A 15,547-nucleotide genomic window follows, 5' to 3' on the forward strand; every position below is an offset into this window, starting at 1 on the left:
TCGTCGCAGGCTTGAATGAAAATAAAAAACGCAGCTGAAACAGCTGCGTTTTTTTACGACTTGAGGCCTGCGGCTTAGTCAAATACCGGTGTTTCCACGCCCAGGATTTTGTGCAGCTTAGGTGAGGTCGTGGTGTATTGCATGTGGATTTTCTTTTCAGGGAAAATATACGGTGCAGCACCGAATGCAGCCAGCGCGGCTTCATGGAAGCCAGATAGGATCAGCTTTTTCTTGCCAGGGTAGGTATTGATATCACCAACCGCGAAAATACCAGGCACATTGGTCTCGAACTTTTCAGTGTTCATGACTTTTAACTGCTTGCGCTCAATGTCCAGGCCCCATTCTGCGATCGGACCCAGTTTTGGTGACAGACCGAAGAATACCAGCAAGTTGTCCAGTGGCAGGCGGCGGGTAACGCCATCAGCACCGGTTACTTTGATTTCGCTCAGTGTGTCGTCTTTGCTTTCTATGCCGGTCACCTGGCCGATCAGCAATTGCATTTCGTAGTTATCGCACAGTTCTTTCATCTTGGCGACGGAAGCTGGCGCAGCACGGAAGTCGTCGCGACGGTGCAGCAGTACTACGGATTCCGCTTTGCCAACCAGGTTCAATGCCCAGTCCAGCGCAGAGTCACCACCACCGCAGATCACCAGATTTTTGCCATGGAACTGGCTAGGATCTTTGACGCGATAGAATACTTGTTTGCCTTCGTAGGCTTCAATGCCATCGACTTTTAAAGTACGTGGCTGGAAGGAGCCAACACCGGCTGCGATGAAAATGGTTTTAGTGATGAAGCGCGTGCCAGTGGATGTTTCAACGTCGAAGCGACCGTCTTCACGGCGTTCAACCAGTGTCACTTCCTGACCCAGATGGAAAGTCGGCTCAAACGGTTCAATTTGTTTGAGCAGATTGTCCGTCAGTTCCTGGCCGGTGCATACCGGTACTGCAGGAATATCGTAAATCGGCTTGTCCGGATACAGCTCGATACACTGACCGCCAACTGCAGGCAAAGAGTCGATAACGTGAGCTTTGATTTCCAGCAGGCCTAATTCGAAAACCTGGAACAGGCCAACCGGGCCTGCGCCGATGATGACGGCATCGGCATCAATCACGCCATTTGCCTGAGTAGTTTGTATATTTTCCATACGCGGAGTCAGTTTCAGAGATACCAAAAAATGTTAGCGCTCACCGTTAGTGAGTGAGCGGGCCTGGAGTGCCGGATCAGCGCTCCAGGAATTGCAGTTTATCTTTGACGTCTTTCCATTCATCGGCATCGGCCAATGGAGCAACGGTTTTAGTGATCGATGGCCAGTTGCGCGCCAGATCAGCATTAATCTTGATGAAGTTTTGCTGGTCAGAAGGCACGTCTTCCTCGGCAAAAATCGCATTGGCCGGGCATTCTGCAACGCACACGGCGCAGTCTATGCATTCGTCCGGATCAATGGCCAGGAAATTCGGGCCAACGCGGAAGCAGTCCACAGGGCAGACATCCACGCAATCGGTATAGCGGCAGCGGATGCAGGATTCGGTCACAACGTGGGTCATAACAGTCCAATCTTAAAAATTCGGGGTTTGGCACAGCCAGTGCAGACTAAATGCGCTCTGGGGCTGCAAAGCCTTGTATTTTAAGGCAATTTAACAGTTCCCACAAATCAGCGTTATATAGTTTGCGCATAAGCAAATAAGCTGTTTGCGCGCAGACTGAGCAGCAGTTTGCGTAACGGCAAGCTGCTGTAAAGCATGAAATCGCTACATTTTAGGTGAGATAAACCCATTTTGCTTTGATTTGTCTCACGCAATAGCCTATGCAACAATCGATGAAAATTATTTCATTGCCAATGTTTTACTGCAAGACAGTGACTGTTTCCGTTAATATTCACAGCAAATAATGACGGCAATCGTTCAGGCCGCCGTGAAAACCAGGCACAGAAAGAGTAAATGATGATGAAACCCGGCATTTTAGTGGCGCGCGCAGTATTTCCTGAAGTCTTAGCCCGGCTGGCTGAGCATTTTGAAGTAGAGAGTAATCAAGAGGATGAAATTTACTCGCAGCAGCAACTGACCGACCGTCTGCAGGGTAAGCAGGGTGCACTGATTACCGGTAGCGCACGTATCAATGAGCAAGTGTTGGCTGCTGTCCCTGGCTTGCGTATGGTCGCGAATATGGCAGTGGGTTACGACAATATCGATACCGCTGCCTGTGAGCGCTTTCAAGTCCTGGCCAGCAATACGCCGGATGTGCTGAATGAGACCACGGCTGATTTTGGCTGGGCATTGATGATGGCAACCGCAAGGCGCATCACGGAAGCTGAGCACTGGCTGCGTGCAGGGAAATGGACCAAATGGCGCTATGACAGCTTCATTGGGCCCGATTTACACGATAGTACGCTGGGTATCATAGGCATGGGGCGCATCGGTCAGGCGATAGCGCGTCGTTCGACAGGTTTTCAAATGCAGGTGCTTTACCATAACCGTTCGCGGCTGGCGCCTGAGCTGGAGCAGGCTGCTAATCAAGCACAGTTTGTCAGCAAAGAGCAGTTGTTGCGTGAATCCGATCACGTGATATTAGTCTTGCCTTACTCCGCTGCGACCCACCATACCATTGCTGGCGCTGAGCTGGCCTTGATGAAGCCGACTGCGACGCTGACCAATATCGCACGCGGTGGCATCGTCGACGATCAGGCATTAATACAGGCTTTGCGTAACAAAACTATCGCTGCGGCAGGATTGGATGTGTTTGAGAATGAACCGGCCCTGCATCCGGATTTTTTGGATTTGACCAATGTGGTGCTGACACCGCATATCGCCAGCGCCTCAGAAAAGACCCGGCGTGCGATGGCAAACTGTGCGGCAGATAATCTGATCGCAGGCTTGAGCGGACAGCGTCCGCCCAATCTGCTGACCAGTTTTCCTGTGCAGGCTTAAGCTTTGAGGGAAGTGATCAGGTCTATGTATTGCTGCATCGCTGCTTCCTGGGTCGTGCCTTTGAGACCTGCCCAGGCGTCAAACTTGGCGCGACCGACAAAGTCTGTCATGCCAGGACGGTCGCCGGTCGCATCACCAGTGCTGCCTTGTTTGTACAGCGCGTAAATCTTCAGCAGCGTCATATTGTCCGGGCGTTCCGGCAGGTTTTTGGAATCAGCCAGGGCCTGGGCGAATTGATCTTGTAAGCTCATGTTGTTCTCCGTGTTATTGAAGCATACGAATGCTTGATTTAAAAAATTAGCAAACGCGAAAATAGCACGGGACTCACAACTGGTGGGGAAATGCGCTAGAGCATTTACTCCAGCGCAAACCATGTCAGGTACAGGCGGAATTAATGCACAGTCGGCTCAGCGCCGCAGCAGGATTTAAATTTTTTGCCGCTGCCGCAAGGGCAGGGATCATTGCGGCCAACTTTGGGGCTGTCGCGCTTGACCGTGGTGACGCCAGATTTGCGCAGCGGTGCCCAGAAGCGGCGTATGGCCGGGATGGATTGTTCGACCGCCAGTGCCAGGGTATGGCATTTTTCCGGTGTGTCGACAAACTTCATCTCTTCTTCTTCAATTTCTTCAGCGCCTAACAAATAGATAGGCTGTAACAGCGGGCCGATTTCTTCCGATTCCCAGGCGGCTTCCCAGGCTTCGGCGCGTAACTGCATGCCCTCCCAGAAGCCCCAGGCCCAGGTTTCACCATCGATGAGTTCTTTGCCATTCTGTTCCAATACGCAGAACAGCGGTTCATATTCCTGCGGTGCGACTTCAAAGGTGATCTGGATTTCGTTCATGAAGCGCGCAATCAGGTTGGTGACGCGCTGCATTTCCTTGTCGTTCTTGAATTTAGGCTGACCCTGATCCGGCAAGCCCCAGACCAGCGGCAGCCATTCTGTCATTGGTATCATTTCCGGGCCCAGTGCGATGGCGGTCATATAGCCATGCAGGGCATCCATGGTCATGCCATCGTCACCGACCCGGTCTGACATGAGGAATTTGTCGAGTTCATTGAATTCTTTGTCGCTGAGTGGTTCGTCGAGATGCATGGTCATACCTGAGCTGAATGTGAAAATACCGGAAGTGTAGCGCTTTGCGCTCGCCTCGTGGGGCAGAATTCCGCTTTTTCCGTGTTGAACTATGCATTCAGCGCCGAAACAGTGTGCATTCAGACGTACAATCGCGGCTATGAATGCTCAAACGAATCAAGTAAATACTTTACCCGCTTTTGCGGACCTGACCCCTGACCTGGTGCTGGGCGCAGTAGAAAGCTGCGGCTGGTTTTGTGATGGCCGCATCCTGGCTTTGAATAGCTATGAAAACCGGGTGTACCAGGTCGCGCTGGAAGATGGGCCGCCTGTGATTGCCAAGTTCTACCGGCCGGGCCGCTGGACTGATGCGGCAATCCTGGAAGAACACGCATTCACCATGGAACTGGCTGCGCAAGAGATCCCTGTCGTTACTGCCTTAAGTTCGGCTGCAGGCCAGAGCCTGCACCATTATCAGGGCTATCGCTTTGCTTTATTCCCGCGTCAGAGCGGGCGCGCACCCGAGTTGCAGGATGCGGCGACGCTGGAATGGATGGGACGTTTTCTGGGACGCATCCATGCGGTTGGTGCGCTCAGTAGCTATCAGCAGCGGCCTGAAATTAATCCGGATACCTTTGGTGCGCAGCCGTTGGACTGGCTGACCCGCAGTGGCATGATCCCGCCCGAATTACAGAGTGTGTATCTGTCAGTTGCTCAACAGGCGCTGGATGCTGTGCAGCAGTGTTATGCGCGTGCCGGGTCTGTTCCTGTGTTGAGGCTACATGGTGATTGCCATATGGGGAATGTACTGTGGCTGGATCAGGGACCGCAGGCCGGACCACACTTTGTCGATTTCGATGACAGTCGCATGGGGCCTGCGATTCAGGATTTATGGATGCTTTTATCAGGTGAACGCGCTGAGATGCAGCGCCAGATGACCGATATCCTGGTTGGTTACGAAGACTTTTTTGATTTTGATCCGCGCCAGCTCTGTCTGATCGAAGCTTTACGCACACTGCGCCTGATTCACTATTCGGCATGGCTGGGGCAGCGTTGGGATGATGCGGCTTTTCAGGCTGCCTTCCCCTGGTTTAATACTCAGCGCTACTGGCAAGACAGGATACTGGAATTACGTGAACAAATCGCGCTCATGGACGAGCCGCCGCTCTGGAATTTCTGAAAAATCGGTCGGCAAGGCAGCGCTGATCGGCTACAATGCGGCCAATTTTTTAATCTGCAGATCACGTGTCTGCACATCTACGGAGCTGCAACATGACTCAGGACGAATTGAAACTGGCCGTCGCCCAAGCCGCTATCGCCTATGTGGTTGAAGGTGAAATTGTCGGTGTGGGAACCGGTTCCACCGCGAACTTCTTCATCGATGAACTGGCAAAGATGAAAGATAAAATCAAAGCTGCGGTCGCCTCATCAGAAGCAACCGCAGAACGTCTGCGTGCACATGGCATTACCGTGCTGGACTTGAATGAAGTCACGCATATGCCGGTATATATCGATGGTGCTGATGAGATCAATGCCTCAGGCGCGATGATCAAAGGTGGCGGTGCTGCTTTGACCCGTGAAAAAATTGTGGCTTCCGTTGCAGATAAATTTGTATGTATTGCAGATGGCTCTAAACTGGTCGACACGTTGGGACGTTTTCCTTTGCCGGTTGAAGTGATTCCTATGTCTCATGCGGTGGTCAGTCGCCAGTTGAATGCGCTGGGGGGAAATGCTAAGCTGCGCCTCAAGGATGGTCAGCCATTAGTAACCGATAATGGTAACTACATCCTGGATGTGCATGGCTTGCAGATTACCGATCCGCTGGCCTTGGAAAATACGATTAATAATATCGTTGGTGTAGTCACCGTTGGTTTGTTTGCGCGTCAGGGTGCAGATGTTTGTTTGCTGGGGACGGCTGAAGGTGTGAAAAGTCTGATATATAAATAAATTGTAAATATAGCCACCAAGGTTTTCATATTTGCAATAAAATGCGTGTGGCTTTACTATCGGTATCCATTAATTTCATTTAAGGAGTACGACGTGCAAATTCATTCCACTTTACAGAAACACGGGAAATTTCTGAGTGCATTAGCTGCAGCTTTGTTGATGTCTGCCTGTGCTACCCAGCCAGTGACTACTGCGCAGCTAGCCGTGCCTATGACTAAAATCACGCAAAGTGAAGTTACGCCGGATCTCGCGATTCAGCGTTTGAAAGATGGAAATGCACGATTTGTTTCTGGCAGTATGTTGAAGCGCGATCTGGTGGCTCAGGCAAAAATCAGCGGTAAAGATGGCCAGTATCCCTTCGTGAGCGTGGTGTCCTGCATCGATTCCCGTTCTGATCCGGCGCTGGTATTTGATCAGGGCATCGGTGATATGTTCACTGCACGTGTGGCTGGCAATATCGTCAATGAAGACATCCTGGGCAGCCTGGAATATGCGGCTAAAGTAGCGGGTTCCAAAGCCATCGTCGTATTGGGGCATACCCATTGTGGCGCAGTGAAAGGTGCGTGTGACAGCGCAGTTCTGGGTAATCTGACGCAACTGGTCGCTAAAATTGCTCCGGCAGTCAAGGCGACACCAGATACCCATGGTGCTGACCGCAGTTCAAAAAATCACCATTTCGTTGATGCTGCTGCAGAAATGAACGTCAAGATGACAGTGCAGGCAATTTCCGAGAAAAGCCCGGTATTGCGCGACATGATCAAGAGTGGTCAGATCAAGGTCATCGGTGCTATGCATGACGTGGAAACCGGTAAGGTTGAATTCTTTTGATGCTGTTTTGAGCTTGTAGCAGTCAGTGCAGATGTAAAAAAACCGCAAACTGAGTTTGCGGTTTTTTTATTTTGCGCAGCTAATCGTTGACTATCCGTTGACTATCATCTGCGGCAAAAGCCTATGCCGGTAACAGCGTAGCTACTTATTCGGATGGAGGCACATAACCAGCTGCAGCATCAGCACCATCGCCGAAGAAGTGCTTGTCCATCTGTGCCATCAGGTATTTACGGGCGCGCAAATCGGCCAGATTCAGACGGTTTTCATTGACCAGCATGGTTTGGTGCTTGATCCAGCCAGCCCAGGCTTCTTTGGAAACGGACTGATATAGTTTCGCGCCCAGTTCGCCGGGTACTGGTGGAAAATCCAGGCCTTCAGCTTCTTTATCTAATTTAATGCAGTGGACCATACGGGCCATGGTAATACTCCTTAGTGATACGCAAACAGCCTGAATTATAAAGGGAAGTGCTTACAGCTGCTTGATCAGTACCAGCGATTTGCGCTGCCAGTTATACATTTTTTGGCGGTCTTTTGGTAAATCATCGACCGAGGCTTTCACAAAGCCGCGCTTCAGGAACCAGTGTTCGGTACGGGTAGTCAGTACAAACAAAGAATGGAAACCGGCGCGGCGTGCGCGTTTCTCCATGTGCTTCAGTATGCGCTCGCCGTCACCCTGACTCTGCACGTCGGGATTGACGGTCAGGCAGGCCATTTCGCCCATTTTGTCGAAAGGGAAGGGATACAGCGCAGCGCAGCCGAAAATCACGCCATCATGTTCGATGACAGAGAAGTAGTTGATCTCGCGTTCTATCAGTTCGCGTCCGCGTTTGACCAGGGTGCCATCGGCTTCCAGTGGTTCTATCAGTTTAATGATGCCGCCCACATCTTCAATCGTGGCTTCACGCAGGCTTTCCAGATTTTCTGAAGACACCATGGTGCCGACGCCATCATGGGTAAACAATTCCAACAGCGCCGAGCCGTCCATGTCAAACGGCACGATGTGAATACGCGGTACGCCGCCACGTGAAGCCTTGACCGCGTGTTCCAGATAAAACGCTGAATCCGCTGGCAGGTAAGCAGCTTTGAGTTCCTGCTCAGCCTGCATGAACGATAATTCACGCAATTCGTCACTATCCTGATCTATCATCATCGGCGTTTCAGTGATAAAGATCAGCTTATCGGCACGCAGTGCGGTCGCGGCCGACACCGCGACATCTTCCATCGTCAGATTAAACGCCTCGCCGGTCGGGGAAAAGCCCAGCGGACCGAGCAGTACCAGACTGCCAGCCTCCAGAATATGTTGTATGGTGTCGTAGGCCACCTTACGGGTGGTACCAGTCAGTCCGAAGTCGACGCCGCCCACAATGCCGATCGGTTTGGCGGTCACGAAATTACCGGAAATGATGCGGATCGCCGCATGTGCCATCGGGGTGTTGGGTAAACCCTGGCTGAAAGCGGCCTCGATATCGAGACGTAATTCGCCCGCAGCTTCTTTAGAACATTCCATCGCAGCGGTGTCGGTGATCCTGACGCCATTATGGAAACGCCCCTCCACATTTCGCAAGGCCAGCTGCTCTGCCACCTGAGGGCGCGAGCCGTGCACAATCACGATGCGGATGCCAAGTGCATGCAACAGCGATAAATCTTGCGCCAGAACCGGTAATGCGCCTGCAACGACCAGTTCACCCGGGAATGCGACCACAAAGGTCTTTCCACGGAAGGCATGAATATAGGGTGCGACCGACCGCAACCACTGAACGAATTGAAGAGGATTTTCCATGCGCGAATTATAATCGCAGTGCCGGATTCGCGATAAAAAAATCTCAGTGTGCTGAGTGCTGATGTGAGAAAACAGTAGCTCTGCTTATCGTTGCTGGCTCAGGGCCATTAAGGCCTTAAGCTTTTTGCCATACAGTTCCTGTGCACCGGGAGTGGTGCTGTGATCACGGGCCAGAATTAGCTGACGACTAGCTTCCCTGAGGTCTCCCAAACGAAGATTGGCCTGAGCCAGCCAGAAATGGGTTTCTTCATTGTAGGGATCGCGCTTTACTTCTTGCTCAAACAAGCTGCGCGCTTCGGCATATTGCGCTTGCGCCATGGCTTGCTGCCCCAGGTTGAGAAAATGGAAGGGTGGATAGGCTTGAATTTGTCGTAAAGCGGCTAACTGTAATGCGGCTTCGGCAGGTTTTCCCATCACTTGCAGCGTTTCGACCAGATTGCTGAGCGCGATCACATTTTTCGGCTCTGCCGCAAGGATCTGGCGAAATACGGTTTCAGCCAGCGCCAGATCGCCATGGCGACGGTAGATCACGCCCAGAGTGTTATGGGCGGGTTGAAAATTAGGTTCGGTTTGCAGTGCCGCGGTCGCATGCCAGTAAGCGTCGTCGATCTGATTCTGCGCCAACAGTTCAGCGGCACGGTTATTCAGGAACATCGCGAGTACCCGGGCTTCGCTAAGTGAGACGCTACGGCGCTTATAGGCCTGCGGCCCAGGCAGGAAATCGATGAGCAGGGTATTAAAGTCATCCAGCTGGGCGCCGTAGTTACTGTTTTTGGTGCCGATGATGATGTTCACATGACCGGAAGAGACATACAGATTGCCCACCCGGCTCCAGGATTCATCGAGGAAAACCTGCTGATAGTGCACGGGCAGATCCAGATAATGCGCCATCGCAGCGGTCATCAGTACCAGTGACAGACAATTGCCTGAACGGCTGGCAAAAGCTTCAGCTGCGGTTTTGGTGATACTGCTGTCGTAGTCCAGCATGACTTTGCTATCCCTTTGCAGTGCATCGAATAAACCGCGCTTTTTATCCGACTGTCGCGCTTGCAGCCTGACTTCTTTGTTCAGGAATTGCTGCATCTCCGGGCTGACTTTCAGGATTGCGGTCGTATCTACCGGAGCAGTGGGTGGCTTGAACCCGGTGTCATGCCGCGGCGCCTGTGCAAGTGGAATAGTCGGTGTGCTGGCGCAGGCAGACAGCGCCGCGATGATCACAAGCATGCAAAACCGTTTCATGGTGTTCTCCTTTGCTGTTGCTGCTGATTTGGTAGCTGCCTGAGGCCTGTGCAGATCATGGTCTCTGCATTGTGGTAAACAATATGCGTGTTTGCAAGCCAAATTCCTTCGCCAGGGCTTAGTGTTGTGCCGCGCGCAGTGCCTGTAGCTTCAGGTCAAAGCGTTGCCTGGTCTGCGCTGTGGTGGCGGATTCGCGTGCCAACACCAATTGTTGATTTGCACTCGTGGTGTCGCCCAGATGCAGATAAGTCATGGCCAGCCAGTGGTAGCTCTCGGTATGCTGAGGCGTGATGCTGAGCTGCTGTTGAAACGCATTGCGCGCGGCGGTAAAGCTGGCTTGCTGATACAGTGCTTTGCCGCGTTGAAAATGCCGGAACGGTTCCTGGTAATGTAGCTGTGTCAGCCTCGCTTGAATCTGGCTGGCACCTGCGCTGTCGCCGCTGCGGTTCAGACTGTCCTGCAGATTGCTGAGTGCCAGCAGATGATCCGGCGCGACGCTGAGTATCTGGCGGTAGACCTGGCTGGCCAGTTGATAGTGCTGGCCGCGTTGGTAAATCACGCCCAGGGTATTGAGTGCAGGCAGAAAGCCGGGATCTTGTGCGATTGCGCTTTTTGCATACCAATACGCGTCGTTCAGCTGAGCTTGCTGTAAGGACTCTGCGGCGCGGTTATTGAAATACATGGCCAGGATGCGCGTTTCGGAAATGCTGAACGATGGATATTTGATCGCTTCCGGTGGGGGCAGAAAATCAATCACGAGTACATCATTATCATCCGATCTGGACATGTAAGCCTGACGGTATCTGCCCAAAGCGATGTTCACATGGCCAGTCGCAAGGACCAGCTGATCCGCCTGTAGCCATAGGGTGTCGACCATCACATTGCGGTAATCAACCTGCAGCCCGAGTTTTTTTGCAAATGCAGCAGTCATGAGCACCAGTGACAGGCAATTGCCGGTTTTGGCTTCGAAAGCCTGTTCCGCATTGCGGGTCAGACTGGCGTCGTATTCCAGAGTGATGCGGCTGTCCTGGCTGATGGCTTGAAACAGAGCCAGGCGCAGTTCAGTCTTTTTACTGCGCGGCAGTACCTCTTTTTCCAGAAACTGTTCCATCGCCGGGCTGATTGCCAGCACTTGTTCAGCACTGATCAATGCTGGTCGTGGACCGTACCACTGATCCTGAAACAGCTCGCTACTGAGCACAGGCGGGCGCACGCTGCTGCAGGCGCTGAGCAGACTCAGTAAGACCAGGGGCAGCAGTATCCGTCGCATGATATTTTTAGTCCTCAGGGGAGGTGAGGGCAAAGCGTGCCTGTCTTCGCCTTGTACGAAACTCAGTATAGTCCAGCCCGGCGCTGCAGTGTTCCTGATTATCCTGATTAAGCAGAAAATTAAACGGAAAATCTGGGATAATGCGCAGCGCTATGTCATCAAATTCATCTAAACAAAAATCCCCGAATAAGCCCGCGCCTGTGACCCTGGATGGTCTGGCCGGTTTGCGCGATCTGCGTACCCAGTTAAGGCAACAGGCCCAGGCTGCTGAACCTGCGCCGCAGACAATAAAAACTGAAGCGCCTGCTGCACAAAAGCCAGGCAGCGGGCAAGCTAAGAGTGCCGGTCAGGCCAATAAGCCGCGGCCAGGCCAGTCTGCTGCTGGCGCAAAAGCGCGTCCGCAGGAAAAAGCTGCTGTGCCTTCTGCTAAGTCGGCGACGTCTGCCAAGCCAGAAGCTCAGCGCATACGCAATCCCTTGCCCGAAATTACATTTCCGGAGGAATTGCCAGTGTCAGGCAAGCGGGCAGAAATCGCGGCTGCCTTAGATCAGCATCAGGTCATCATCGTCTGTGGTGAGACCGGCTCAGGCAAAACCACTCAGTTGCCTAAGATATGTCTGGAACTGGGGCGCGGTCTGCATGGACTGATCGGCCACACCCAGCCACGCCGGATTGCCGCATCGTCGACCGCGAAGCGTATCGCGCAAGAGTTGAATTCGCCGCTGGGTGAGCATGTGGGATTTAAGGTGCGCTTTACCGACACCCTGAGTCAGGGTGCATCGGTCAAGCTGATGACGGACGGGATCTTACTGGCAGAAACCCAGACCGATCCGCTGCTGCGCCAGTACGACACCATCATTATCGATGAGGCGCATGAACGCAGCCTGAACATTGATTTCCTGCTTGGCTATCTGAAGCAATTGCTGCCTAAGCGTCCTGATCTGAAGATTATCATCACTTCCGCTACTATCGATGCCCAGCGCTTTGCGCGGCATTTTGCTGAAGCGGCAGCGGCTGGGCAGGAAGCTAAGCCCGCGCCAGTGATTGAGGTGTCGGGACGTTTGTATCCGGTCGAATTACGTTATCGCCCGGTGCAGCAGTCGGAGAAAGATAAAGAACGTGACCTGATGACCGCGATCACTGATGCGGTCGATGAATTATGCCGTATCGGTTCCGGCGACGTGCTGGTGTTCCTGCCCGGCGAACGCGAGATCCGCGATGCGGCTGAGGCTTTACGCAAACACCATCCGCCGCATGTGGAAATCCTGCCGCTGTTTGCGCGGCTTTCTGCACAAGAGCAGGAAAGGGTGTTCAAGAGTTCGAATGCACGTCGTATCGTGTTAGCCACCAATGTGGCGGAAACCTCGCTGACTGTGCCTGGCATACGCTTTGTGGTCGATACCGGGCTGGCGCGTGTCAAGCGCTACAGTTATCGCAATAAAGTCGAACAGTTACAGGTCGAGGCGATTGCGCAGTCGGCCGCCAATCAGCGCGCTGGTCGTTGCGGCCGTGTTGCGGCGGGTGTGTGTATCCGTTTGTTCGATGAACAGGATTTCCAGCAGCGCCCGCCATTTACCGAGCCTGAAATTTTGCGCTCTTCGCTGGCCGCAGTCATCTTGCGTATGAAGTCGCTGCGCCTGACCGATGTGGAGACTTTCCCGTTTATCGAGCCGCCCTTGGGCCGTGCCATCGCAGATGGTTACCAGTTATTGCAAGAACTGGGTGCGATGGATGAAAGTAATCAGCTCACAGCGGTGGGTCGTCAGCTGGCGAAGCTGCCGCTGGACCCGCGAGTAGGGCGCATGATCCTGGCTGCGCGCGATCATCAGGCCTTGCACGAGGTATTGATTATCGCTTCTGCTTTATCGGTGCAAGACCCGCGTGACCGGCCTATGGAAGCGCAAGCAGCGGCTGATCAGGCGCATAAGAAATTTGCCGATGAAAAATCAGAATTCCTGTCGTATCTGAAAATCTGGACCTGGTTTGAAGACGCGATTGAACACAAGAAGACTAATCGTCAGTTACAGGATAATTGCCGCTCCAATTTCCTGAGTCAAATGCGTTTGCGCGAATGGCGTGAGGTGCACTCACAATTGCTGACGATTGTGAAAGAGCAGGGCTGGCGGCTGAATGAAACACCGGCTACCTATGAACAGTTACATCTGTCGCTGCTGACGGGTTTGCTTGGCAATATTGGGTATAAATCCGACGAAGAAGCGCATTATCTGGGCGCTCGCGGCATCCGCTTTTATATCTGGCCCGGTTCCAGTCTGGCTAAAAAAGCCGGACGCTGGATTATGTCAGCTGAATTAGTGGATACCTCGCGTCTGTATGGTCGCTGCATCGCGCAGATACAGCCGGAATGGCTGGAGAAAATCGGTGGTCATTTGCTCAAAAAATCCTACGGCGAGCCACGCTGGGAAAAGCGCAGCGGGCAGGTCAGTGCATTTGAGCGCGCCACGCTATATGGTCTGGTGGTCTATAGCCAGCGCCGTATTCAGTATGGACACTACCATCCGGTGGAAGCTCGCGAAATATTTATCCGTGAAGCGCTGGTCGGTGGTGAATTCGATACGCGTGCGCCGTTTTTTGCCTATAACCAGAAACTGGTGCGTGAAATTGAAAATCTGGAGCACAAGTCGCGCAGGCTGGACGTGCTGGTGGATGATGAGTTAATCGTGGCGTTTTATGATCAGCATCTCCCGGCCGATGTCTGGAATGCGGTCTTGTTTGAACAATGGCATAAAGAAGCGACCAGTAGCAATCCCAAACTGCTGTATCTGAATAAAGATGAGTTGATGCGGCATGAAGCGGCTGGCGTTACGACCGATCTGTTCCCAAAAACCATGCAGGTATCGGGTGTCGCTTTGCAGCTTAGTTACCACTTTGAGCCCGGCAGTGCGCGCGATGGCGTGACGCTGACGGTGCCCTTGTTTTCGCTGAATCAGGTCTCGGCTGATCGTGCCGAATGGCTGGTGCCGGGTATGCTGAAAGAAAAGGTACATCTGCTGATTAAGTCACTGCCACAAAAAATCCGGCGCCACTGCGTGCCCTTGCCTGATTATGCGGCGGGATTTTGTGAGCGCGTTGAGCAGGGTAAGGGCAACTTCCTCGATGCGGTAATTGCAGATATCCGCGAGCAGACTGGCTTGATGTGTAAAACCACGGACTTTAAATTTGAATTACTGCCTGCCCATCTGACCATGAATTTCAAGGTGGTGGATGAGCATGGCCGCCAGCTTGAGATGGGCCGCAATCTCGCGCATTTACGCGCAGAGTTCGGCACCCAGGCACGCGAAAGTTTTCAAAAGCTGGCGAGTGCCGAAAAACTGGCTTTGTTAGAAGGCGGCGCCCCACAAGCTGTGGCGAGCGCTGGCAAGGGTGCAGGCAAACCAGCGCTGCAGTCAGCTGCGCCATCCGGCAAGCAAGGCACAGCAAGCAGTGCGCAGTCCGCTGCACCGGCCTTATATCAGCAAGAAAATCTGACTGCCTGGACCTTTGATAGCCTGCCGGAATTGCTGGAGGTACAGCAGGGTAAGCAAACCCTGATCGGTTATCCTGCGCTGGTTGATAAGCTCACGCATTGCCATATTGAGGTATTTGACGATCCTGATGAAGCCGCGCGCTATCATCGTATTGGCCTGCGTCGCCTGTTCGCCTTGCAGCTCAAAGAGCAGGTGAAATTTTTAGAAAAAAATATCCCCGGCTTACAGCAGATGGGCATGCAATTCATGGCACTGGGTTCGCAGGAAGAATTGCGCGAGCAGATTATCCAGACCGCAATCGAGCGCGCCTGTCTGCAGGCACCTTTGCCAGCCAATTCCGGTGAATTCAATATCCGGCGTGAAGAAGGTAAGGCCAGACTGAATTTGCTGGCCAATGAAATCGCGCGTCTGGCAGGCTTGATCCTGGCGGAGTATTACACCCTTCCTAAAAAACTGCAGGGCTTGAAAGCGCATCCGCAAGCCGTGGCTGATATCCAAAATCAGTTGCAGTCGCTGATCACTAAGCGCTTCATCGCTGAGAATGAGTTCAGCCAGCTTGCGCATTTCCCGCGCTATCTGAAAGCCATCAATGTGCGTATCGATAAGCTGCGGGCTGATCCGGCACGCGATGCGCGGCAACAGGCTGAGTGGACTAGTGCAGCGCAAGGCTGGCAGCGTACGCCGCGCAAAGCGGGCTTAGCCTCAGATATCGATCCTAAGATGCTGGAATACCGCTGGTTGCTGGAAGAGCTGCGTGTTTCGCTGTTCGCTCAGGAATTGAAAACACCTATGCCGGTGTCGGTCAAGCGCCTGCAAAAAGTCTGGGAAAGTATGCAGCGTTGACTGACGCAGTTCAGCTTGCACCAGGGCGCTGTTGCCGCTATCAGTAGTAGCAATAGCGCTTTGGTCAATTGAATTGAAATGCAAAGACTGAGTAGCCGTGCGGCTGCTGGCGGCAAATCGGCCTGTGAGCCATAGCTGTTGCGGTGTTTCTAGTCGCT

The 15,547-nt window shown here is 53.0% G+C and carries 13 protein-coding genes; 5 read left to right on the plus strand and 8 right to left on the minus strand.

All coding sequences use genetic code 11. The annotated features are described in order from the left end of the window. Window positions 1–74: 74 nt before the first annotated feature. On the minus strand, window positions 75–1,145 hold the full coding sequence (locus EYB48_RS10590) for an NAD(P)/FAD-dependent oxidoreductase (protein WP_162020295.1): 1,071 nt from the start codon (window positions 1,143–1,145) through the stop codon (window positions 75–77). A 76-nt stretch (window positions 1,146–1,221) separates the two neighbouring features. Then, window positions 1,222–1,545, minus strand: coding sequence for a ferredoxin FdxA (gene fdxA, locus EYB48_RS10595; protein WP_162020296.1), 324 nt, complete (start codon window positions 1,543–1,545; stop codon window positions 1,222–1,224). A gap of 399 nt (window positions 1,546–1,944) precedes the next feature. Here fdxA and EYB48_RS10600 point away from each other — a divergent pair, with 399 nt between their 5' ends. Beyond that, window positions 1,945–2,925: a 2-hydroxyacid dehydrogenase gene (locus EYB48_RS10600; RefSeq protein WP_162020338.1), complete on the plus strand. Its 981-nt coding sequence runs from the start codon at window positions 1,945–1,947 to the stop codon at window positions 2,923–2,925. On the opposite strand, the gene EYB48_RS10605 is transcribed toward EYB48_RS10600, so the two are convergent. Both EYB48_RS10605 and EYB48_RS10610 read right to left on the minus strand, forming a co-directional pair. Next, window positions 2,922–3,176, minus strand: coding sequence for an acyl-CoA-binding protein (locus EYB48_RS10605; RefSeq protein WP_162020297.1), 255 nt, complete (start codon window positions 3,174–3,176; stop codon window positions 2,922–2,924). The genes EYB48_RS10600 and EYB48_RS10605 overlap by 4 nt on opposite strands. A gap of 140 nt (window positions 3,177–3,316) precedes the next feature. Further along, window positions 3,317–4,018 (minus strand): UPF0149 family protein, encoded by a 702-nt coding sequence (locus tag EYB48_RS10610; protein ID WP_162020298.1) that lies wholly within the window; start codon window positions 4,016–4,018, stop codon window positions 3,317–3,319. Between the two features lie 139 nt (window positions 4,019–4,157). Here EYB48_RS10610 and EYB48_RS10615 point away from each other — a divergent pair, with 139 nt between their 5' ends. The 3 genes from EYB48_RS10615 to EYB48_RS10625 all read left to right on the plus strand — a co-directional run bounded on the left by EYB48_RS10615 (window position 4,158) and on the right by EYB48_RS10625 (window position 6,772). Next, window positions 4,158–5,177, plus strand: coding sequence for a serine/threonine protein kinase (locus EYB48_RS10615; RefSeq protein ID WP_162020299.1), 1,020 nt, complete (start codon window positions 4,158–4,160; stop codon window positions 5,175–5,177). Between the two features lie 92 nt (window positions 5,178–5,269). Next, the gene (gene rpiA, locus EYB48_RS10620; protein WP_162020300.1) at window positions 5,270–5,944 is read left to right on the plus strand and encodes a ribose-5-phosphate isomerase RpiA; all 675 of its coding nucleotides are present in this window, start codon (window positions 5,270–5,272) and stop codon (window positions 5,942–5,944) included. A 93-nt stretch (window positions 5,945–6,037) separates the two neighbouring features. Continuing rightward, window positions 6,038–6,772, plus strand: a complete 735-nt coding sequence (locus EYB48_RS10625) for a carbonic anhydrase family protein (protein ID WP_328823358.1) — start codon at window positions 6,038–6,040, stop codon at window positions 6,770–6,772. Window positions 6,773–6,917: 145 nt separating this feature from the next. On the opposite strand, the gene EYB48_RS10630 is transcribed toward EYB48_RS10625, so the two are convergent. The 4 genes from EYB48_RS10630 to EYB48_RS10645 form a co-directional block, all read right to left on the minus strand. Then, window positions 6,918–7,190, minus strand: a complete 273-nt coding sequence (locus tag EYB48_RS10630) for an oxidative damage protection protein (RefSeq protein WP_162020301.1) — start codon at window positions 7,188–7,190, stop codon at window positions 6,918–6,920. 51 nt (window positions 7,191–7,241) lie between these two features. Further along, a complete protein-coding gene (argA, locus tag EYB48_RS10635) occupies window positions 7,242–8,552 on the minus strand; it encodes an amino-acid N-acetyltransferase (protein WP_162020302.1) in 1,311 nt (436 codons plus the stop codon). Between the two features lie 84 nt (window positions 8,553–8,636). Further along, window positions 8,637–9,791 (minus strand): tetratricopeptide repeat protein, encoded by a 1,155-nt coding sequence (locus EYB48_RS10640; RefSeq protein ID WP_162020303.1) that lies wholly within the window; start codon window positions 9,789–9,791, stop codon window positions 8,637–8,639. Between the two features lie 118 nt (window positions 9,792–9,909). Next, on the minus strand, window positions 9,910–11,061 hold the full coding sequence (locus EYB48_RS10645) for a tetratricopeptide repeat protein (RefSeq protein ID WP_162020304.1): 1,152 nt from the start codon (window positions 11,059–11,061) through the stop codon (window positions 9,910–9,912). A gap of 152 nt (window positions 11,062–11,213) precedes the next feature. Between EYB48_RS10645 and hrpA the strand changes: the two genes are divergently transcribed. Next, entirely contained in the window at window positions 11,214–15,389 is a 4,176-nt protein-coding gene (gene hrpA / locus EYB48_RS10650) for an ATP-dependent RNA helicase HrpA (protein ID WP_202927751.1), read from the plus strand. Window positions 15,390–15,547: the final 158 nt, after the last annotated feature.

Origin of the sequence: Cognatundibacterium crateris (genome assembly GCF_010078235.1) — a bacterium.
GTDB lineage: Bacteria > Pseudomonadota > Gammaproteobacteria > Burkholderiales > Burkholderiaceae_D > Undibacterium > Undibacterium crateris.

Bases quoted from the DNA above. Each gene is read 5' to 3' on its own strand.
- EYB48_RS10590 (WP_162020295.1), bottom strand. From the start codon at position 1,145: ATGGAAAATATACAAACTACTCAGGCAAATGGCGTGATTGATGCCGAT.
- fdxA (WP_162020296.1), bottom strand. From the start codon at position 1,545: ATGACCCACGTTGTGACCGAATCCTGCATCCGCTGCCGCTATACCGAT.
- EYB48_RS10600 (WP_162020338.1), top strand. From the start codon at position 1,945: ATGAAACCCGGCATTTTAGTGGCGCGCGCAGTATTTCCTGAAGTCTTA.
- EYB48_RS10605 (WP_162020297.1), bottom strand. From the start codon at position 3,176: ATGAGCTTACAAGATCAATTCGCCCAGGCCCTGGCTGATTCCAAAAAC.
- EYB48_RS10610 (WP_162020298.1), bottom strand. From the start codon at position 4,018: ATGCATCTCGACGAACCACTCAGCGACAAAGAATTCAATGAACTCGAC.
- EYB48_RS10615 (WP_162020299.1), top strand. From the start codon at position 4,158: ATGAATGCTCAAACGAATCAAGTAAATACTTTACCCGCTTTTGCGGAC.
- rpiA (WP_162020300.1), top strand. From the start codon at position 5,270: ATGACTCAGGACGAATTGAAACTGGCCGTCGCCCAAGCCGCTATCGCC.
- EYB48_RS10630 (WP_162020301.1), bottom strand. From the start codon at position 7,190: ATGGCCCGTATGGTCCACTGCATTAAATTAGATAAAGAAGCTGAAGGC.
- argA (WP_162020302.1), bottom strand. From the start codon at position 8,552: ATGGAAAATCCTCTTCAATTCGTTCAGTGGTTGCGGTCGGTCGCACCC.
- EYB48_RS10640 (WP_162020303.1), bottom strand. From the start codon at position 9,791: ATGAAACGGTTTTGCATGCTTGTGATCATCGCGGCGCTGTCTGCCTGC.
- EYB48_RS10645 (WP_162020304.1), bottom strand. From the start codon at position 11,061: ATGCGACGGATACTGCTGCCCCTGGTCTTACTGAGTCTGCTCAGCGCC.
- hrpA (WP_202927751.1), top strand. From the start codon at position 11,214: ATGTCATCAAATTCATCTAAACAAAAATCCCCGAATAAGCCCGCGCCT.